Genomic DNA, 20,281 nt, shown 5'->3' on the forward strand with positions numbered 1-20,281 from the left:
CACCACCAGAGGGGCTCCCGTGCAGCAGCACGGGAGCTTCTCTGTCGGATGGGCGCCCGCTGCGAAAGTGTTTTCGAGGTCAGCGCTGAGGCCTCAGCCGAATGTTCACCATCTTCAGCTCGTCGTGGCCCTCGAAGCGGTAGGCCAGCTCCACACTCTTCGTGTCACAATCGATCGTTCCGGCGACGTCGGCGGCGTTGGCGCCGTTGTTGGAGCTGACGTTGAGGCTTGAAAAGTTCGGTTTACAGCTGCCGTCAAGCTCCAGGCTCTGCACGCCCGCGGCGAACTCCTCCGGGGAAATCTTCCGCATGAGGGCCGGATCCAGGTACTTCTCGTAGGCGGTGCTGACCTCGCCCGCGATCAGCAGCTTGGTGAAATCGTCCGCGATGCCCCGGGCCTGATTGGTGGCTCCGCCCACCACGTTGAGCAGGACGACGACGCCGGCACTCACCAGCAGGAGCACACCGCCGACGATCCCGAGGACGATCCACAGGGCCTTGCGGCTCCTTTTCGGGGGCGGCTGGGCGGCTCCGCCGTAGTAGGGCGGCGGCTGACCCGGGCCTCCGTAGTACGGAGGTGCGCCGTTCCCCGGTGGCGGGTAGTTGGGCGCCGCGCCGTCGGCGGGTGGCGGGTTGTTAGGTGGCTGGTAGTTGGGTGCCGCGGCGTCGGCGGGTGGCCCGGGCGGGGGCGCGTAGTACGGAACGGGCGGCTGGCCGGGCGCCGGGTGGCCGGCTGCAGGCTCATGCCCGGGCTGCGGCGGTACCGGGCGGCGTGGTTCCTCGGGACTGCTCACGGTTCAAGCCTTTCCGGCAGTCCAGACAAGCCACTGCCTGTTGCACTGGGCCGCGTGCGCGGACCCAAGGACTCAGGGGGACCCAACGGACACAGCCTAGCGCCGCGGCCGCCCACGGCACAGATGAAAAGGGGATCAGTTATCGGCGGATCCGCGCTCCAGCAGGGGCTGGATCCGGAACGGGATCAGCTCGCCCATCGCCAGTGCCGTATCGGTCCGGTCCACGCCGTCGCAGGCCAGGATCTTGCCGTTGATCCGGAACAGGTCCTCGGCGTCGAGCGCCACCACCCGCAGGAGCAGATCGGCCGAGCCCGTCAGGCCGTAGCCCTCCAGGATTTCCGGAATCCCGGCGAGCTCGACGGCGAGGGGACCGAGCTTCTGCTGCTGGACGTGGACGGAGATGAAAGCCATCAGCGGGTACCCCAGGGACACCGGATTGATCCGCCGCTCGAAGGAGAGGAATACGTGCTTTTTCTCCAGCTGGGCCATCCTGGCCTGCACCGTATTGCGCGAGAGCCCGAGCTTCTGGGCGAGGGCCACCACGGTCCGCCGGGGGTCCCGCGCCATGGCCGAAAGCAGGCGGGTGTCAGTGCCATCCAAGGTTTGCATAATGCGCAAGATTAGCACGGTTGACGGAGTCCAAACAGTGCATAATGCTCAATTTTTTTGCGGGTGGTTGTACCCGATGAGCATTGTGAGTAGGGTCACAATTATCCGGGGCAACGGCGCCCGGGCGGCTGGCGCGCCGCGGGATCACGAGTCCTGCGCGTTCCGGTCAGACGACGTCAGAAGGTGCGGACAACAGTGTTTACCGACGACGCGGGCAAGGGCGGCATTGCCGCCGGGGGCCCCGGAAATAGTGAAAATTCTATGAGGCGGACAGGCGGCGACCTCGTCCAGCTCATCACCCCGGCGGGCGAGCGCATCAGCCATCCCGAGTTCGATCCCTGGCTCCAGGACGTCAGCGATGAGCAGCTTTGCGCGCTCTATGAGGACATGGTGGTCATCCGCCGGATCGATGCCGAAGCCACCGCCCTCCAGCGGCAGGGCGAACTGGCACTGTGGCCGCCGCTGCTCGGCCAGGAAGCATCCCAGATCGGCTCGGCCCGCGCCCTGCGCGAGGACGACTTTGTCTTCCCGAGCTACCGCGACAACGGCGTCGCCTACTGCCGGGGAGTGAAGCCGGAGGACCTCGTCCGCGCGTGGCGTGGCAACGCCTCCGCCGGCTGGGACCCGTTCACCGTCAACGTTGCCACCCAGCAGATCATCATCGGTGCGCAGAGCCTGCACGCCACGGGCTACGCCATGGGCATCCAGAACGACGGCGCCGATTGCGTCGCCGTGGCCTACTTCGGCGACGGCGCCACCAGCGAGGGCGACGTCAACGAGGCCATGGTCTTCGCCGCGAGCTTCCAGGCGCCGGTCGTCTTCATCTGCCAGAACAACCACTGGGCCATCTCCGAGCCCGTCCGGCTGCAGTCCCACATCCAGCTTGCGGACAGGGCATCCGGTTTCGGCATCCCCAGCATGCGGGTCGATGGCAACGATGTCCTCGCCGTCATGGCAGCCACCCGCATCGCCCTGGACCGCGCCCGGCGCGGCGGCGGCCCCACCTTCATCGAGGCCGTGACCTACCGGATGGGCCCGCACACGACGGCGGATGACCCCACCCGCTACCGGGATGCCAACGAGCTCGAGGACTGGGCCGCCAAGGACCCGATCAGCCGGATGAAATCGCTGCTGGAGCGCAAGGGGCTGCTGACCGCGGACTTCGAGGCCGCCGTCGCCGCGCAGGCCGACGCCGTGGCCAAGGAACTCCGGGCCGGCACCATCAACATGCCCGAGCCGCAGCCGCTGGATATCTTCAAGCACGTGTACAGCACGCCTCACTCCTGGCTGGACCGCCAGCAGGAGCACTACTCCCGTTACCTGGCTTCCTTCGGCGATCCCGCAGAAGCCGCTTCTGAAGAAGGTGCACGCTGATGACGCAGATGACCTTTGCCCGAGCCATCAATTCGGGCCTGCGCAAGTCCCTCGAAAACGATCCCAAGGTGGTCCTGATGGGGGAGGACATCGGCGCCCTGGGCGGTGTCTTCCGTGTCACGGACGGGCTGCAGAAAGACTTCGGGAAGCACCGCGTCGTGGACACCCCGCTCGCCGAGTCCGGCATCATGGGCACCGCCGTCGGCCTGGCATACCGCGGCTACCGTCCGGTGGTGGAGATCCAGTTCGACGGGTTTATCTACCCGGCGTTCGACCAGATCGTCAGCCAGGTCGCCAAGATGCACTACCGCACCCAGGGCGCGGTCAAGATGCCCATCACCATCCGCGTGCCGTTCGGCGGCGGCATCGGCTCGCCGGAGCACCACTCGGAATCGCCCGAGGCCTACTTCACCCACACCTCGGGGCTGCGCGTGATCAGCGTGTCCAACCCCCAGGACGCCTACACCATGATCCAGCAGGCCATCGCCTCCGATGATCCCGTCCTGTACTTCGAGCCCAAGCGGCGCTACCACGACAAGGGCGAGGTGGACGAGACTGTCGACCTGAGCACTGCCCTGTCCATGGAAAAGGCCCGCGTGGTCACGGAGGGGACGGACGTCACCCTCGTGGCCTACGGCCCGCTGGTCAAGACCGCCCGCGATGCCGCCCTGGCGGCCGCCGACGAAGGCATCTCGGTCGAGGTCATCGACCTGCGCTCACTGGCACCACTGGACTTCGCCACCCTTGAGGCCTCGGTCCGCAAGACCGGCCGGCTGGTCATCACCCACGAGGCCAGCCAGTCCGGCGGCCTCGGCGCCGAAGTCGCCGCGAGCATCACCGAGCGTTGCTTCTACCACCTTGAGGCCGCTCCCGTCCGCGTGACCGGCTTCGACGTTCCCTACCCCTACTCCAAGCTGGAAATGCACCACCTGCCGGGCCTTGACAGGATTCTCGACGGCGTCGACCGTGCCCTCGGCCGCCCCAACTCCCTCAGCGGGCTGGAAGGATGAGCGCCACCATGATCAAGGAATTCAGGCTCCCGGACCTCGGTGAAGGACTGACGGAATCGGAAATCGTGGCCTGGAAGGTCGCGGTGGGGGACACTGTCACCCTCAACCAGATCATCGCCGAGGTGGAGACGGCCAAGGCCGTCGTCGAGCTGCCCTCGCCGTTCGCCGGCGTTGTCGCGGCCCTGCACGAACAGCCCGGCACCGTCGTGGAGGTCGGGAAGCCGATCGTCTCCTTCGAAATTGAGGGTGACGACGGCGCCGACGGCTCAGGCGGCGGTGCTGAGGCCGGCGGCAAACGTGAGCCGAACCTCGTGGGCTACGGCGCCGTCCTCGAAGCCTCCGGCCGGCCCGCCCGCCGGGCCCGTACGTTCGCTGCCCCGGCGGCTTCTCCAGCCGCGGCCGAGCCGGTGGCACCGGTCCGCGCAGTTGAGCCGGTGGCACCCGTCCGCGCACCAGAGCCGGTCGAAACCAAGCCAGCCGCTTCCGCGCCGGGGGAGCGCCCGCGGTCCACGCCGCCGGTGCGCAAGCTGGCCAAGGATCTCGGCGTCGACCTCGAGGCCGTGACCGGTTCGGGGGAGCACGGGCTCATCACCCGCGACGATGTGCTGAACTTCGTCGGCGGCGGGGACCTGCCCTCGGCAATGCAGGGACTTGGGGCCCAGGAAGCCGCCGGCGCGACAGCGCAGGCCGCAGGGCTTGTCCAGGTCCGGGGCGAGCGGGAGACCCGCACGCCGATCAAGGGGGTGCGGAAGTTCACGGCCGCCGCCATGGTGGCCAGTGCCTTCACCGCACCGCACGTCACCGAGTTCCTGACCGTCGACGTCACGCCCACCATGGAGCTGCTGGCACGGCTCAAGGCCAGCCGCGCGTTCGCCGGGTACAAGCTCACCCCGCTGACGCTCGTGTCCAAGGCGGTGCTGATTGCGCTGCGCAACCACCCGACGCTCAACGCCCGGTGGGACGAGGCCAACCAGGAGATCGTCCAGTTCAATTACGTGAACCTGGGCATCGCGGCCGCGACCCCGCGGGGGCTGACAGTTCCGAACATCAAGGACGCGGACCGGATGTCCCTCATGGATCTCTCCTCCGCCCTGACGGAACTGACGGACACGGCCCGGGCCGGGAAGACAAGCCCCGAGGCGCTCTCCGGCGGCACGATCTCCATCACGAACATCGGCGTCTTCGGCATCGACGCCGGCACGCCCATCCTGAATCCGGGCGAGGCAGCCATCCTGGCCCTCGGCGCGGTGAGGAAGATGCCGTGGGAGTACCAGGACGAGGTTGCCCTGCGCCAGGTTATGACGCTCAGCCTCTCCTTCGACCACCGGCTGGTCGACGGCGAGCAGGGCTCGCGGTTCCTCCAGGACCTCGGCGCCATGCTGGCCGATCCGGGCATGGTGCTCGCGATGGTTTAGGCCCCCTGTTCACAGCTGCCGGCTGCCCCGTCCGAAAGGAAGGGGCAGCCGGCAGTTTTTGGTGGGCGGGTCCCGCGGCCCGGGAAGGGGTGCAGTCCGGCGGGGCGTCAGTCTTCCGGCAGTGTCGCCGGTGCCAGGAGCGCGGCCAGCGCCATGCTTTCCAGCAGCGGCCTGGCGCGTCGGACGCCGATCCGGCGCCCGTGGCTGCGCACCGAGTGCGGGGTCGAGTTGATCAGGCCGAACGTGGCGTGCGCGCGCATCCGCAGTTCGGCGGCCTCCGTGCCCTCGTGCAGTCCGGCCAGCACGTCCACCCAGAGCTCAACGTAGTTGCGCTGGAGCGTGCGGACCTCGGCCTGGTCCTCGCCGGCCAGGTTGCTGAAGTCCTGGTCCTGTACCCGGATGACGTCCGGATTGCTGAGGGCAAAATCGACGTGGAAGGCCACCAAGCCACCCAGCGCTGCCAGGTCGCCGTCGGAATCGGCCACCACCTTGCGGCCGCCGTCGAGCAGGTCCTGGCTGACACTGAGCAGCAGGGCGCCGAGGACGGCCTGCTTGCCGGCGAAATGACGGTAGACGGCCGGCCCGCTGACGCCGGCAGCGGCGCCGAGATCCTCCAGGGAAACGCGGTTGAAGCCCTCCAGGGCAAAGAGCGCGGCGGCGGCGGACAGGAGGGCCTGCCGCCTGTTGGCCTTGGCCTGGCTGCGCTGGGTCGAGGCGGCGTGTGTCGAGGCTGCCTGGGCTGACGGAAGCTGGGCAGTCTGGCTGGGCTCGGTCACCGGAGCATCCCCTCGTTGCAAATGATCCCTGTGTTGGACATCACAGTTAATAGAGACTAACCTAAATCTCAGTTATGCGGTACTAACCGAAATAGCCGGGCGGCCTGAGCTGCCGGTCCGGCGCGCAGGTCCGCGCAGGTCAGGGAACGGAAGCAGTCAATGGAGACAATCGCCAGCCGGGTGGATGCGACGAGCACCGCCTTTGCCGCGAACCGGGAGGCCCAACGGGGGCTGGCCGGCGAGCTGAGGGAACGGCTCGCCACCGCCGCGCTGGGCGGGCCGGCAAAGTCCCGGGAACGCCACGTGGCGCGCGGCAAGCTTCTTCCGCGCGAGCGCATTGACCAGCTGCTCGACGACGGCAGCCCCTTCCTGGAAATCGCGCCGCTCGCGGCCAACGGCATGTACAACGATGACTCCCCGGGCGCCGGCGTCATCGCCGGGATCGGCCTGGTGCACGGCCGCCAGGTCCTCGTCATTTCCAACGACGCCACCGTCAAGGGCGGCACCTACTATCCGATGACGGTGAAGAAGCATCTCCGGGCCCAGGAGATCGCGCTGGAGAACCGGCTGCCCTGCATCTACCTCGTGGACTCCGGCGGGGCGTTCCTGCCCAAACAGGACGAGGTCTTCCCGGACAAGGAACACTTCGGCCGGATCTTCTTCAACCAGGCCAGGATGTCCGCGGCCAAGATCCCGCAGATCGCCTCCGTGATGGGCTCCTGCACCGCCGGCGGCGCGTACGTCCCCGCGATGAGCGACGAGACGGTGATTGTCCGCAACCAGGGCACCATCTTCCTGGGCGGCCCGCCGCTGGTGAAGGCCGCGATCGGCGAGATCGTCACGGCGGAGGAACTCGGCGGCGGCGACGTGCACTCGAAAATCTCCGGCGTCACCGACCACCTGGCCGAGAACGATGAGCACGCCCTCCAGATCGTCCGCGACATCGTCTCCACCCTGCCGAAGCCTTCCGCACCCGTCTGGGACGTGGACACCGTCGTCGAGCCCGTTGCCGACCCGGACGAGCTCTACGGTGCCGTTCCCACGGACGTCAACGCCCAGTACGACGTGCGCGAGGTCATCGCCCGGCTGGTCGACGGCAGCCGGTTCCATGAGTTCAAGAAGAACTACGGCACCACCCTGGTCACGGGCTTCGCCAAGCTGCACGGCCACCCGGTGGGGATCGTGGCGAACAACGGCGTGCTGTTTAGCGAGTCCTCCCTCAAGGGCGCACACTTCATCGAACTCTGCGACCAGCGTGGCATCCCGCTGATCTTCCTGCAGAACCTCTCCGGCTTCATGGTCGGCAAGGACTACGAGCAGGGCGGCATCGCCAAGAACGGCGCCAAGATGGTCACCGCCGTCGCCACCGCCCGGGTCCCCAAGCTCACGGTGGTCATTGGCGGGTCCTTCGGCGCCGGCAACTACTCCATGTGCGGACGGGCCTACTCGCCGCGCTTCCTGTGGATGTGGCCGGCGTCGCGGATCTCCGTGATGGGCGGCAACCAGGCCTCCAGCGTGCTGGCCACGGTGAAACGGGACCAGTACGAGGCCCGCGGCGAGGAATGGTCCGCCGCGGACGAGGAAGCGTTCAAAGCCCCCATCAAGGCCCAGTACGAGGACCAGGGCAGCCCCTACTACTCCACCGCCCGGCTCTGGGACGACGGCGTGATCGACCCCGCGGACACCCGCACCGTCCTGGGACTGGCGCTCGACGTCGTCTCCCGCACCCCACTGCCGGAGACCTCCTTCGGCCTGTTCCGGATGTGAGCCAGCCATGACCTTCTCTTCGCCCACCACGCCTTCCGTGGCCACCCCGCCAGCCGCCCCCACCACCGGCACCCCGCTGTTCGGCACCGTGCTCGTCGCCAACCGCGGCGAAATCGCCTGCCGCGTCATCCGTACCCTGCGCGCCCTCGGAATCCGTTCGGTGGCCGTCTATTCCGACGCCGACGCCGGTGCCCGGCACGTGCTGGAAGCCGACGTCGCCGTCCGCATCGGCCCGGCGGCCGCCACCGAGAGCTACCTGAAGATCGACGCCATCCTGCAGGCCTGCCGCGACACCGGCGCCGAGGCCGTCCACCCGGGCTACGGCTTCCTGAGCGAAAACGTCGACTTCGCCCGCGCCCTGGAAACAGCCGGGATCACCTTCATCGGCCCCGGCGTCGAATCCCTGAACGTCATGGGCGACAAGATCCGCTCGAAGAACCACGTCACCGGCTACGGTGTCCCGGTGGTCCCGGGCATCGCCGAACCCGGCATGACCGACGCCCAGCTGATCGAGGCCGCGGCCGGCGTCGGCTTCCCGCTGCTGATCAAGCCCTCCGCCGGCGGCGGCGGCAAGGGCATGCACATCGTCGAACGCGCCGAGGACCTTGAAGCCACCTTGGCCACCGCCCGCCGGGTCGCGGCGAGCGCTTTCGGCGACGACACCTTGTTCCTCGAACGGCTCGTCACCACCCCGCGGCACATCGAGGTCCAGGTGCTGGCGGACAACCACGGCAACGTCATCCATCTGGGGGAGCGCGAGTGTTCACTGCAGCGCCGCCACCAGAAGGTCATCGAGGAAGCCCCGTCCCCGTTGCTGGAGTCCCTCCCCGATGGAGCGGCTGTCCGGGCCCGGATCGGCGAGGCTGCCTGCAACGCCGCGCGCAGCGTCAACTACTCCGGCGCCGGCACGGTGGAATTCCTGGTCTCGGACAACGCTCCGGACGAGTTCTTCTTCATGGAGATGAACACCCGCCTGCAGGTCGAACACCCCGTTACCGAGATGGTCACCGGCATCGACCTGGTCGAATGGCAGGTCCGCATCGCCGCCGGCGAGGAACTCACCGTGGCCCAGGACGACGTCGTGCTCACCGGCCACTCGGTGGAGGCACGCGTCTACGCCGAGGTGCCGGAGAAGAACTTCCTGCCCTCGGGCGGTGAAGTGCTTCTCCTGGATGAATTGCCCGGCCCGGCCCAGCGCCCGAGCGCTCCAGCCCGCAACCAAGTCGAAACGGCCCGCGGCCGCGTCCGGGTGGACTCCGCCCTCATCCACGGACTCGAGATCTCCTCCAGCTACGACCCGATGATTTCCAAGGTCATTGCCTGGGGCCAAGACCGCACCACTGCCCTCGATAACCTGGACGAGGCGCTCGCCGGGTACACAGTGCTGGGCGTCGATACCAATGTTGAGTATCTCCGGCTGCTGGTCAACGACGCCGACGTCCGCGCCGGCCGGCTCGACACCGGCCTGATCGAACGCAAGATGCCGGACTTCAGCTTCCGGCGGGTGGGCGACAGCGAACTTGTGGTCGCCGCACTGTACGCCTTGGCCATGGCGGAGGAAGCCAGGCAGGAAGAGCGTGAAGGCGGCCCGTGGCAGCGCCGCGACGGCTGGCGGATCGGTGCGCCGGCGCCGCGCCGGATCAGCCTGGGAACCCCCGACGGCGGTGTCGCCACAGTGGAGGTGAGGGGCCCGGCCGCGGGGGAACAGGTCACTGTAAGCGTTAACGGAGGGCCGCAACGCACAGCCTTCCTGGAGTTCACCGCGCGGGATCGCCCGGTGCTCACCCTCGATGGCGGGGCCAGCAGCTATGCACTTGCACCCGTTCGCACCGGTCCTGAAGCCCAGAGCTGGATGGCTCCCGATCCCCGCGTCCTATCGGCACTCTTCCTCGGCAACGAGGGCTGGTCCTGCCGGCTCGAGGTGCTCACCCGGGAGGCCCGGCTGGTCCGGGTGCTGGCCGCGATCGAACGCGAGGAAGGCGCCGCCGACCCGGCGGTGCGCTCGCCGATGCCCGGCACCGTGGTGTCGGTGTCCGTCAGCAACGGCGACACCGTGGAGGCCGGCCAGGTCCTTGTCTCGGTGGAAGCGATGAAGATGGAGCACCAGCTTGTGGCGCCCCTTGACGGAACCGTCCACATCAGCGTCGGCTCCGGCGACCTCGTCAAGGCAGACCAGGTGCTGGCGACGATCCACCCCGCCGTCCCGGACGGGCCGCCCTCGAAGGCGGAGGACACGATCGAGGAAGCCGTCATCGCGATGGGTGCGGCCGAATGACTGCACCGTCCTGATCCACCGCGGGCCGGCCAGTCCCAGCCCAGCCAACACCCATTTTCAACAGACCACAGATGCACCCCAGACAAAGGAGTCACCCCATGCCAGATTTTGAACTCAGCGAGGACTACCAGATCCTTAGCGACACCGTCCGCGAATTCGCCGACGAGGTGGTGGCCCCGGTCTCCGCCAAGCACGACGAAGAGCACAGCTTCCCCTACGAAGTGGTCTCCCAGATGGCGGACATGGGCCTCTTCGGCCTGCCGTTCCCGGAAGAGTTCGGCGGCATGGGCGGGGACTACTTCGCCCTGGCCCTGGCCCTGGAGCAGCTCGGCCGGGTGGACCAGTCCGTCGCCATCACCCTCGAGGCCGGCGTCTCGCTCGGCGCGATGCCGATCCACCGCTTCGGCAACGAGGCGCAGAAGCAGGAGTGGCTGCCGCTGCTGGCCTCCGGCAAGGCGCTCGCCGGCTTCGGCCTGACCGAGCCGGAAGCCGGCTCCGATGCCGGCGGCACCAAGACCACGGCGAAGTTGGGCGGAGGGGAGTGGGTCATCAACGGCAACAAGGAATTCATCACCAACTCCGGCACGGACATCACCAGGCTCGTCACCGTCACCGCCGTCACCGGGCAGGAGGAGCGGGCGGACGGCAGCACCAAGAAGGAAATCTCCACCATCCTGGTGCCCACCAACACCCCCGGCTTCACCGCGGAGAAGGCCTACAACAAGGTCGGCTGGAACGCCTCCGACACCCACCCGCTGACCCTCGACAACGTCCACGTCCCCGAGGAGAACCTGCTCGGCACCCGGGGCCGCGGCTACGCGAACTTCCTCTCCATCCTCGATGAAGGCCGGATCGCGATCGCGGCACTCGCCGTCGGCGCGGCCCAGGGCTGCGTGGACCAGTCGGTGAAATACGCCAAGGAACGCAGCGCGTTCGGTCAGAACATCGGCAAGTACCAGGCCATCGCCTTCAAGATCGCCCGGATGGAAGCCCGCGCCCACACGGCCCGCCTGGCCTACTACGACGCGGCAGCCCGGATGCTCGCCGGCAAGCCGTTCAAGACGCAGGCGGCCATCGCTAAGATGGTCGCAGGCGAGGCAGCCATGGACAACGCGCGGGACGCCACCCAGGTGTTCGGCGGCTATGGCTTCATCAACGAATTCACCGTGGCACGCCACTACCGCGACTCCAAGATCCTTGAAGTCGGCGAGGGCACCACGGAGGTCCAGCTGATGCTGATCGCCCGCGAACTGGGACTGTAGCCGGCCGGAAGGATCACCGATGATCAACAAAGTTGTTGCCAGCGCCGCCGAGGCCGTCGCGGACATCCACGACGGCGCCTCCCTCGCCGTCGGCGGGTTCGGGCTGTGCGGCATCCCCGTGACGCTGATCGAGGCCCTGCATGAGCGCGGTGCCACGGACCTGGAAACCGTCAGCAACAACTGCGGCGTCGACGACTGGGGGCTCGGGATCCTGCTCAAGGACGGCCGGATCCGGCGCACCATCAGCTCCTACGTGGGGGAGAACAAGGAGTTCGCCCGGCAGTACCTTTCCGGCGAGCTGGAGGTGGTTCTCACCCCGCAGGGCACGCTGGCGGAAAAGCTGCGCGCCGGCGGCGCTGGCATCCCCGCGTTCTACACCCCGGCCGGCGTCGGCACCCAGGTCTCCGACGGCGGCCTGCCGCAGAAGTACGACGCCGAGGGCAACGTCGCGATTGCCTCCGCCGCCAAGGAAGTCCGCAGCTTCCACGGCGCCGACTACGTGCTGGAAGAGTCGCTGACGCCCGACTTCGGTCTGGTGCACGCCTGGAAGGGTGACCGCCACGGCAACCTCGTCTTCCATGCCACGGCCATGAATTTCAACCCGCTGTGCGCCATGGCCGGGAAGATCACCATCGCCGAGGTCGAGGAACTCGTGCAGCCGGGGGAGCTGGACCCGGAGCACGTCCACGTGCCGGGGATCTTCGTCCAGCGCGTGGTGCTGGCCCCGCAGGGCGAGAAACGCATTGAGAAGCGGACGGTTGCGGTGGCCACCGGCGCCTCAAGCACACCAGAACTGTCGCCGGAGCAGGCAGGAGCATAGCCGTGGAAACGAACAAAGTCCCTGAGGCCCCGCCCCGTCCCGAGGCCGTGCGCCACGAATACCGGCGCTCCGCCGTCGAACACGCCGCCGGCATTGAGGGCAAGGGCTGGACCCGCAACGAACTCGCGGCCCGGGTGGCGCAGGAACTGCACAACGGCCAGTACGTCAACCTCGGCATCGGCATGCCGACGCTGATACCGAACTACATTCCGGCCGGCGTCGAGGTGGTGCTGCATTCGGAAAACGGCATCCTGGGCGTCGGGCCGTACCCGGCCGAGGATCAGGTCGATCCGGACCTGATCAATGCCGGCAAGGAAACCGTCACGGTCAACAAGGGTGCGGCGTTCTTCGATTCCGCCGCCTCCTTCGGCATGATCCGGGGCGGCCACGTCGATGTGGCCGTGCTTGGCGCCATGGAGGTCGCCGCCAACGGCGACCTCGCCAACTGGATGATCCCGGGCAAGATGGTCAAGGGCATGGGCGGCGCGATGGACCTGGTGTTCGGGGCCAAGAAGGTGATCGTGATGATGGATCACGTGGACCGCAACGGCAAACCGAAAATCGTGGAAACCTGCACGCTGCCGTTGACCGGCAAGGGCTGCGTGGACCGGATCATCACCGACCTCGCCGTGATCGACGTCGTGACCGAGGGCGGGAAGTCCCGGCTGGTGCTGCGGGAGCTGGCGCCGAACGTGTCCGTGGAGGACGTGGTGGCGGCCACCGGAGCCGAACTCTTTGAGGAAGACCAGGAACTGACCGTATGAGCGACGCAGACACGACTTCACCGGGCCCAGGCGCACACCAGGGTACCGGCACCCCCCGGGTGATCGAGCAGCGCGGCCTCTATTTCGATGAGCTTCAGGAGGGCGTGGTCTACGCCCACCGGCCGGGCCGGACGGTCACCGAGACGGATAACGTCCTGTTCACCACCATGACCATGAACACCCAGGCCCTGCACCTCGACGCGGCCTGGAGCGCCGGGCAGCCCTTCGGCCAGCGGCTGATGAATTCGATGTTCACCCTTGCCACCGTGGTGGGCCAGTCCGTGCCACAGCTGACCCAGGGCACCATCATCGCCCAGCTGGGCCTGACGGATGTGTCCTTTCCGCGCCCGCTGTACCACGGGGACACCCTGTACACGGAGACGGTGGTGACCGGGAAGAGACTGTCCGCGTCCCGCCCCGGCCAGGGCATCGTGACCATGCAGCACACCGGACGGAACCAGCACGGAGACGTCGTGGCGCTCGCCGCCCGCAGCTGCCTGATGTGGACACGCGAGGCCCACGCCGCTGCCGAGCTGGAAGCCGCGCAAAAGGGGACAATAGAGACATGAGTTTCCTGATGGGCCCTGCCCTGCTGTTCTGCCCCGCCGACCGTCCCGAGCGGTACCAGAAAGCCGCCGAACGCTCCGACACCGTGATCGTGGACCTCGAGGACGCCGTCGCCCCCGCCGACAAACAGCGGGCCCGCGGCGCCATCCTTGCCCAACTCGGCGCCACCGGCGACGTCCCGGAACTGGATCCTTCCCGCACGATCGTCCGGGTCAACCCGGCGGGCACGGACGAGTTCGAGAAGGACATGCACTGCCTCAAGCACACGCCGTACCGGCACATCATGCTGGCCAAGGCGGAGAGCGCGGCTCAGCTGAGGGAACTCGAGGGCTACAGCGTGATTGCCCTCTGCGAGACGGCCGCCGGCGTCCTCAATGCCGCCGCCATCGCCGCCGAGCCCAATGTGGTGGCCCTGATGTGGGGTGCGGAGGACCTGCTGGCCTCGCTCGGCGGAACCTCCAGCCGATCGGAGGACGGCAGCTACCGGGCCGTCGCGCTGCACGCCCGCTCGTCCGTCCTGCTGGCCGCCGGCGCCTTCGGCAAGGACGCGATCGACGCCGTGTACGTCAACATCCCGGATCTGGCCGGGCTGGCCCTCGAATCCCGCGACGCCGTGGCATCAGGATTCTCGTCCAAGGCCTGCATCCATCCCGACCAGGTGGCCGTGGTCCGCGAAGCCTACGCACCCACCGAGGCCGACGTCTCAGCGGCCGCCGAGCTGCTCGACGCCGCCTCTACGGCAGGCTCGGGCGTCTTCCAGTTCAAGGGCAAGATGATCGACGGGCCCATCCTCAAGCACGCCGCGTCCACACTGCGCCGCGCGGGCCGCGTCGGGTCCTGATAGTCGGGTCCTGGACGTCGGGTCCTGACCGCGGGGTCCTGGACGCCGTCACGTGCCCACCGGGTCCTGACCGTCGGGTCCCAAACGCCGTCACGTGCCCACCAACGTGGGCCCGGGTGAAGCTCTGCCGTGTGAAACTCGTCGATTCGCCACAGATGGCCGGATTGGCTGGTCCTATTGCGGCCATCTGCGTCCAATGGGTGCCCTGTGGCTCCGAATCCTCGACCGGTCCCCGAGGCCCGTGCGCCGCATTTGTGCCACGTGTCTCCGGCTGCCCCAGGAACTGGGCATGTTCAGTGCGGCCTTCAGGAACTGGACATGCTCAGTGCTGACTACAAGAACTGGACATGCTCAGTGCGGCCTTGAAGAACCAGACATGTTCAGCGGCGCCAGAGATACCGGTTCTCCGGCCGGCCCGCCGCTCCGTAGCGGGGCGTCAGCCGGGCATGGCCGTGAACCACGAGGTACTCGAGGTAGCGGCGGGCACTGACCCGGGACAGGCCCAGCTGCAGTGCCAGGCCGGCCGCGGAGACGTCCTCCGGGCTGGCCTTCAGTGCCTCGACCACAGCGTCCAGGGTGGGCCGGGAGAGTCCCTTGGGCAGCCGCAGGGCAGCCTGGCCCGGTTCCGGCTGGGCTGATGACGGCCCCGCCGGAGTTTCCGCCAGCGTGGACCGGCGGGAGGGAGCCACCAGGCGGTCGATGCTTGCCTGGTCCAGCTCTCCGGTGCCGCCGGAGGCCAGTTCCTCCCGCAGCATGACGTACTCGTCCAGCCGTTCGATCAATGCCTGCGAGGAGAAAGGCTTGACCAGGTAGTGCAGCACCCCGCCGGCCATCGCGCCCCGGACGGTATCAAGTTCCCTCGATGCGGTGATCACGAGGACATCCACCGGCCGCCGGCGCCCGCGCAGCCGCTGCAGGACGTCCAGGCCGGACATGTCCGGCAAATGGATGTCCAGCAATACCAGCTCCGGCCCCAGCTCCGCGGCCAGATCGAGGCCTTGCTGCCCGGTGTGGGCCATGGCCACGACGTCGAATCCGCCGCGTGCCAGCAGGAACCCGTGATGGATCCCGGCCACTGCTACGTCATCGTCGATGATGAGGGTGCGTATGGCGCTCATTGCTTCTGTAGTTCCGCCTCTTTTGTCCTGAGCACTACCGAGAAGCAGGCTCCACCCAACGCCGATGAGGACACCGCCGCCCGGCCTCCGCGCCGGAGGGCAACCCGCTGGACCAGGGCCAGCCCAAACCCGCGGCTGTTGATTCCCTCGGCCTCCTTGCTGGTCACGCCGGGCTCGAACACTTTAGCGCGTTCAGGAACCGGGACGCCGGGTCCGTCGTCTTCCACCACGATGGTCCGCCCGCCGTCGGCGCTCTCGCCCAGCCGGATGGCAACAGTGCTGTCGTAACCCGCGGCGTCCACAGCGTTGTCGATCAGGTTGCCCAGCACCGTGATGACGTCGCCCGAGTCATCGGCCGAGCACAGCGAATCCGGGCTGACGATGATCTCGATGCCGCGCTCGGCGCAAACGGTGGACTTGGCGATCAGCAGAGCCTGGACCCCGTGATCGGTGATTCCGGGCGCCAGCGGCCGGTTCGCGAAGACGGCGTCGTTGTGGCTGCGGCCCAGGTATTCGATGGCCTTGTCCTGCTTTCCGAGCTCCAGCAGCCCGGAGATGACGTGCAGTTTGTTGGCGAATTCGTGCGCCTGGGCACGGAGTGCCTGCGTCACGTCCACGGCGCCGTCGCGGTCACGCAGGACGGTGTGCAGTTCCGTGCGGTCGCGCAGGATCAGCACCTTGCCGACCTCGCGGCCGTCGACGGTGGCCGCATTGACCTTGCCCAGCAGGATCCGCTCACCCGAGAGCACCAGTTCCTCCGTGGCGGACCCGGCCGAGAGCAAGCGGAGGACCGCCGGTTCCAGGCTTGCCGCTGCCGGGGTCCCGGTGATGTCCCCTGCCAGGGCGAGCAGGCGGCGTGCCTCATCATTGACCAGCGCGATCCTGCCGTCGGCGTCAACCGCCACCAGTCCTTCACCCAGGCCGTGGAGCATGGCGTCGCGCGTCTCCAGCAGGGCGGCAATGTCCTCCGGCTCGAGTTTGTAGATCCGCCGCCACACCAGTTTCGAGACATACATCGCGCCCAGCGAACTCAGCAGCGCCGCCCCGAGCAGCCAGCCGAACAGCTGCGGCATGTCCTCATGGAGGTCGGCGGCCAGGGTGCTCTCCAGCACCCCGACGGATGCGGAGCCGATCACCGCGCCGGCCGCATCGAAGATGGGAACCTTCACCCGCCAGGACTCACCGAGCGTGCCCGTCTGGGTACCCACGTAGATCTCCCCGGACAGGGGCACGGAAGGATCGGTGGAGACCGGCCGGCCGATTTCCGCCGGATTGGGGTGCGACTGCCGGACCCCGTGCCGGTCCGTCACCACCACATAGGTGACATTGGATGCCTGCCGGATGACTTCCGCGATCGGCTGGATGGTCTGGGCCGGCGACGGCGTTCCGAAGGCGTTGATGACCGAGGGCAGCTGGGCAACACTTTCGGCCACGCCGATCAGCCGGCCCTTGTAGGCGTCCCGGAGCTGTTGTTCCTGCATCCGGATGGTCACGGCCCCCACCGCCGTGAGGACGGCCAGCACGATGCCCAGCTGCAACGCGACCAGCTGGTACCGAAGGGGAATTCTGTGAAACATGTCACAAGTTTCCCATTGGCGACGCAGTCCGCCCGCCAAATAGGCGGCCGGGGCCGTGACCAATATGACCACTACTACCTCTAAGGCCAAATGCTGTTGCCCTTCTCCGGGCGCTCCTAGGGTCGGTGACGTGATTCCAATGATGTGCATCACATTCGCTCAAGGAGAAACCATGACTGCCCAGAACTTTTTCACCCGGCCCACCCACACCCGCCGCGCCGCCCTCATTGCCGGCGCCGCCGGAGTCGTCCTGGCCATGTCCGCCTGCGCAGGAAGCGGGACCGGCACGGCCGCCGGCGCGTCCGCGGGCGCCGACCCCATCAAGAAGCTCAGCATCATCGTCCCGGCCAACCCCGGCGGCGGCTGGGACCAGACCGGACGCGCCATCCAGCAGGACCTGCAGGCGAACAAGCTCGTCTCCTCCGCCCAGGTCACCAACATCGGCGGCGGCGGCGGGACCAACGGCCTCGCCAAGCTCGCCACCGAGAAGGACGTCAACACCCTCATGGTGATGGGCTACGTCATGGTGGGTGCGGTCGAGACCAATGGCGCCAAGACCCGGCTCGAAGACACCACCCCGATCGCGCGGCTCACCGAAGAGCCGCTGGTCCTCGTGGTGCCGGCGTCGTCGAAGTACCAGTCCGTCGCCGACCTCGTCGCGGACATCAAGGCCAACGGCAAGGGCGTGGCCATCACCGGCGGCTCGGCCGGCGGCGCGGACCACATCCTGGCCGGGCAGATCCTGAAATCCCAGGGCGTGGAGGCGGACAAGCTGAACTACATCGGCTACTCCGGCGGCGGCGAGTCCATCGCGGCGCTGCTCGGCAACAAAGTCCAGGCCGGCATCTCCGGCGTGGGCGAGTACGCCGAACAGGTCAAGGCCGGCAAGGTCCGGGCGCTCGCCGTCTCCGGAAAGGCCGAGGCCCCGGCCCTTCCCGGGATCAAGCCGCTCAAGGACCAGGGGATCGACGTCGTGCTGACCAACTGGCGCGGCGTGGTGGCTCCCGGGTCCATCGACGACGCCCAGCGTGCGAAGCTGACCGACGTCGTCACCAAGCTGCACGCGTCCGAGGCCTGGAAGTCCACCTTGACCAAGAACAACTGGGACGACGCGTTCCTGGCCGGCGACGGCTTCAAGACCTTCCTGACCGAGGACATCGCCAGGGTCAAGACCACCCTGACCCAGATCGGCCTGGTCAAGTAGCAGTGTCGTCCCTCGCATCACAGTCGTCTTCCGCCGCGGCGCCCGCCAAACGGCCGACCGGGGAGATCCTGTTCGCCCTGGTGTTCGTCAGCGTGGGCGTCGCGGGTCTGGCGACGGCGGGATCCATTCCGATTCCGCCGTCGGAAACCGGCATCGGCCCGCGTGCCTTCCCCTATATCGTGTGCGGCTTGCTCGTGCTGTGCGGCGCCGGGGTGGTCCTGCAGGTCCTCCGCGGCAAGGTCGGGCAGGCCGAGGACAGTGAAGACCTGGACGTGACCGCCAAGACCGACTGGGTGGCCCTGGCCAAACTGGTGGGCTTCGTGGTGCTGCACATCTTCCTGATCGAGCCGGCCGGCTGGCCGGTGGCCGCCGCCGTGCTCTTCAGCGGTGCCGCCTGGTCCCTGGACGCCAAACCCCTCTGGAAGGCGATCGCCGTGTCCGTGATCCTGGCGCTGGTGCTGCAGTACGTTTTCGGCGGCCTGCTGGGCGTGTCCCTGCCGCCGGGGCCGCTGCTGGAGGGGGTGCCGTTCTTCCATGGATAGCTTCATGCTCCTGCTCGAAGGATTCAGCACCGCGCTGCAGCCCGTCTACCTGCTCTACGCGCTGGGCGGGGTCTTCGTCGGCACCGCCGTCGGGGTGCTGCCCGGCATTGGCCCCGCCATGACCGTGGCCCTGCTCATGCCTATCACCTATGCCCTGGACCCCGCGGCCGCGTTGATCGTGTTCGCCGGGATCTACTACGGCGGCATGTACGGCGGTTCCACCACCTCCATCCTGCTGAACACGCCGGGTGAGTCCTCCTCGATCGTTACGGCGCTTGAAGGAAACAAGATGGCCAAGGCCGGCAGGGGAGCGGCAGCACTGGCGACGGCGGCGATCGGATCCTTCATCGCGGGCACCATCGCCACGGTCCTGTTGACCTTCCTGGCGCCCGTCGTGGCCGACTTCGCCGTCGGCCTCGGCCCTGTGGACTATGTGGCCCTCATGGTGGTGGCCTTCCTGACCGTCGGTGCGCTGCTGGGCGCCTCCGTCCTGCGCGGCCTGGCATCCCTCGCCCTCGGGCTGTTCATCGGCCTGATCGGCATCGATGACAGCACGGCGCAGCAGCGTTTCACGTTCGACAACCCCACCCTGGTGGACGGCGTCGACATGGTCCTCGTGGCCGTGGGCCTCTTTGCCCTCGGCGAGGCGCTTTATGTCGCGTCCAAGCTGAGGCACGGCCCCGTGGAGCTCATTCCGGTCAGCAAGGGCAAGAACGCCTGGCTGTCAAAGGAGGACTGGAAGCGGTCCTGGAAGCCGTGGCTGCGCGGAACTTTCATCGGGTTCCCGATCGGCACCGTTCCGGCCGGCGGCGCGGACGTCTCCACGTTCCTGTCCTACGCGGCCGAGCGGAAGCTGGCCAAGGGCGCCAACAAGGCCCAGTTCGGCAAGGGCGCGATCGAAGGCGTCGCCGGACCGGAAGCGGCCAACAACGCCGCGGCCGCCGGTGTCCTGGTGCCGTTGCTGACGCTCGGAATCCCGACGACGGCGACGGCGGCCATGATGCTCACGGCCTTCCAGCGCTACCAGATCCAGCCCGGCCCGCTCCTGTTCGAAAACCAGGGCGCCCTGGTCTGGACCCTGATCGCGTCGCTGTACGTCGGCAACCTTATGCTGCTGGTGCTGAACCTGCCGCTGGTGGGCCTGTGGGTGAAGATCCTGCAGATCCCCAGGCCCTACCTCTACGCCGGCATCCTGGTCTTCGCCGCCCTGGGCGCCTTCTCGGTGAACTTCTCCCCGAGCGACGTCGGCATCCTGCTGGTGGTGGGCATCCTGGGCTACTTCATGCGCCGCTACGGCTACCCTGTGGCGCCCATGGTGGTGGCGATGATCCTGGGACCGATGTTCGAGGTGCAGCTGCGGCGTTCGCTGCAGCTCTCGCAGAACGACCCCATGGCCCTGTTCTCCTCGCCGTTCGCCTTGGTGGTCTATGTCTCCATGGCGCTGATCTTCGTTGCCTCGTGGTGGCTGCGCCGCCGCCAGGCAACGTTGGAGGCTGCGCCGGCGAAGGAAGAGGTGTCCGTCTAGGCGCGGGCGTGCCACTGGATTGCCGCAAATGGCCGGAATGAC

At 67.9% G+C, this 20,281-nt stretch carries 18 protein-coding genes; 13 read left to right on the plus strand and 5 right to left on the minus strand.

The window, feature by feature from the left end:
• Positions 1-79 precede the first annotated feature (79 nt).
• Both C560_RS23820 and C560_RS0111110 read right to left on the minus strand, forming a co-directional pair.
• A complete protein-coding gene (locus tag C560_RS23820) occupies positions 80-793 on the minus strand; it encodes a hypothetical protein (protein ID WP_231494320.1) in 714 nt (237 codons plus the stop codon).
• 135 nt (positions 794-928) lie between these two features.
• On the minus strand, positions 929-1,402 hold the full coding sequence (locus C560_RS0111110) for an Lrp/AsnC family transcriptional regulator (protein WP_026266622.1): 474 nt from the start codon (positions 1,400-1,402) through the stop codon (positions 929-931).
• A gap of 195 nt (positions 1,403-1,597) precedes the next feature.
• On the opposite strand from C560_RS0111110, the gene pdhA reads away from it, so the two are divergent.
• Genes pdhA through C560_RS0111125 form a run of 3 tightly spaced genes read left to right on the plus strand, consistent with a single transcriptional unit; the run spans position 1,598 to position 5,201 of the window.
• On the plus strand, positions 1,598-2,776 hold the full coding sequence (pdhA, locus tag C560_RS0111115; protein ID WP_026538260.1) for a pyruvate dehydrogenase (acetyl-transferring) E1 component subunit alpha: 1,179 nt from the start codon (positions 1,598-1,600) through the stop codon (positions 2,774-2,776).
• Positions 2,776-3,786, plus strand: coding sequence for an alpha-ketoacid dehydrogenase subunit beta (locus C560_RS0111120; protein ID WP_026538261.1), 1,011 nt, complete (start codon positions 2,776-2,778; stop codon positions 3,784-3,786). The genes pdhA and C560_RS0111120 overlap by 1 nt, the downstream gene beginning before the upstream one ends.
• Positions 3,783-5,201, plus strand: coding sequence for a dihydrolipoamide acetyltransferase family protein (locus C560_RS0111125; protein ID WP_026538262.1), 1,419 nt, complete (start codon positions 3,783-3,785; stop codon positions 5,199-5,201). The genes C560_RS0111120 and C560_RS0111125 overlap by 4 nt, the downstream gene beginning before the upstream one ends.
• 107 nt (positions 5,202-5,308) lie before the next feature.
• Here the strand turns inward: C560_RS0111125 and C560_RS0111130 are convergent, their stop codons facing one another.
• Entirely contained in the window at positions 5,309-5,977 is a 669-nt protein-coding gene (locus C560_RS0111130; protein ID WP_018774534.1) for an SACE_7040 family transcriptional regulator, read from the minus strand.
• A 159-nt stretch (positions 5,978-6,136) separates the two neighbouring features.
• On the opposite strand from C560_RS0111130, the gene C560_RS0111135 reads away from it, so the two are divergent.
• From C560_RS0111135 to C560_RS0111165, 7 genes are all read left to right on the plus strand, one after another.
• Positions 6,137-7,744, plus strand: a complete 1,608-nt coding sequence (locus C560_RS0111135) for a carboxyl transferase domain-containing protein (RefSeq protein WP_026538263.1) — start codon at positions 6,137-6,139, stop codon at positions 7,742-7,744.
• Between the two features lie 7 nt (positions 7,745-7,751).
• The gene (locus C560_RS0111140; RefSeq protein WP_026538264.1) at positions 7,752-10,019 is read left to right on the plus strand and encodes an ATP-binding protein; all 2,268 of its coding nucleotides are present in this window, start codon (positions 7,752-7,754) and stop codon (positions 10,017-10,019) included.
• A gap of 98 nt (positions 10,020-10,117) precedes the next feature.
• Complete coding sequence (locus C560_RS0111145; RefSeq protein WP_018774531.1) at positions 10,118-11,281, plus strand: acyl-CoA dehydrogenase family protein; 1,164 nt, start codon at positions 10,118-10,120, stop codon at positions 11,279-11,281.
• A 19-nt stretch (positions 11,282-11,300) separates the two neighbouring features.
• A complete protein-coding gene (locus C560_RS0111150; protein WP_026538265.1) occupies positions 11,301-12,101 on the plus strand; it encodes a CoA transferase subunit A in 801 nt (266 codons plus the stop codon).
• A 2-nt stretch (positions 12,102-12,103) separates the two neighbouring features.
• Entirely contained in the window at positions 12,104-12,865 is a 762-nt protein-coding gene (locus C560_RS0111155; RefSeq protein ID WP_026538266.1) for a CoA transferase subunit B, read from the plus strand.
• On the plus strand, positions 12,862-13,434 hold the full coding sequence (locus C560_RS21645; protein WP_026538267.1) for a MaoC family dehydratase: 573 nt from the start codon (positions 12,862-12,864) through the stop codon (positions 13,432-13,434). The genes C560_RS0111155 and C560_RS21645 overlap by 4 nt, the downstream gene beginning before the upstream one ends.
• Positions 13,431-14,273 (plus strand): HpcH/HpaI aldolase/citrate lyase family protein, encoded by an 843-nt coding sequence (locus tag C560_RS0111165; RefSeq protein WP_018774527.1) that lies wholly within the window; start codon positions 13,431-13,433, stop codon positions 14,271-14,273. The genes C560_RS21645 and C560_RS0111165 overlap by 4 nt, the downstream gene beginning before the upstream one ends.
• Before the next feature lie 380 nt (positions 14,274-14,653).
• Here C560_RS0111165 and C560_RS0111170 read toward each other — a convergent pair whose 3' ends face one another.
• Entirely contained in the window at positions 14,654-15,391 is a 738-nt protein-coding gene (locus C560_RS0111170; RefSeq protein ID WP_026538268.1) for a response regulator, read from the minus strand.
• Positions 15,388-16,968, minus strand: a complete 1,581-nt coding sequence (locus tag C560_RS0111175) for an ATP-binding protein (protein ID WP_026538269.1) — start codon at positions 16,966-16,968, stop codon at positions 15,388-15,390. Before C560_RS0111175 ends, C560_RS0111170 begins: the two co-directional genes overlap by 4 nt.
• A 172-nt stretch (positions 16,969-17,140) precedes the next feature.
• Here C560_RS0111175 and C560_RS0111180 point away from each other — a divergent pair, with 172 nt between their 5' ends.
• The 3 genes from C560_RS0111180 to C560_RS0111190 are packed head-to-tail and all read left to right on the plus strand — an operon-like array spanning position 17,141 to position 20,239.
• Positions 17,141-18,172, plus strand: coding sequence for a Bug family tripartite tricarboxylate transporter substrate binding protein (locus tag C560_RS0111180; protein WP_026538270.1), 1,032 nt, complete (start codon positions 17,141-17,143; stop codon positions 18,170-18,172).
• A 2-nt stretch (positions 18,173-18,174) separates the two neighbouring features.
• Complete coding sequence (locus C560_RS0111185; RefSeq protein ID WP_018774523.1) at positions 18,175-18,714, plus strand: tripartite tricarboxylate transporter TctB family protein; 540 nt, start codon at positions 18,175-18,177, stop codon at positions 18,712-18,714.
• Complete coding sequence (locus C560_RS0111190) at positions 18,707-20,239, plus strand: tripartite tricarboxylate transporter permease (RefSeq protein ID WP_026538271.1); 1,533 nt, start codon at positions 18,707-18,709, stop codon at positions 20,237-20,239. Before C560_RS0111185 ends, C560_RS0111190 begins: the two co-directional genes overlap by 8 nt.
• Positions 20,240-20,281: the final 42 nt, after the last annotated feature.

Source organism: Arthrobacter sp. 9MFCol3.1 (genome assembly GCF_000620385.1).
GTDB lineage: Bacteria > Actinomycetota > Actinomycetes > Actinomycetales > Micrococcaceae > Arthrobacter.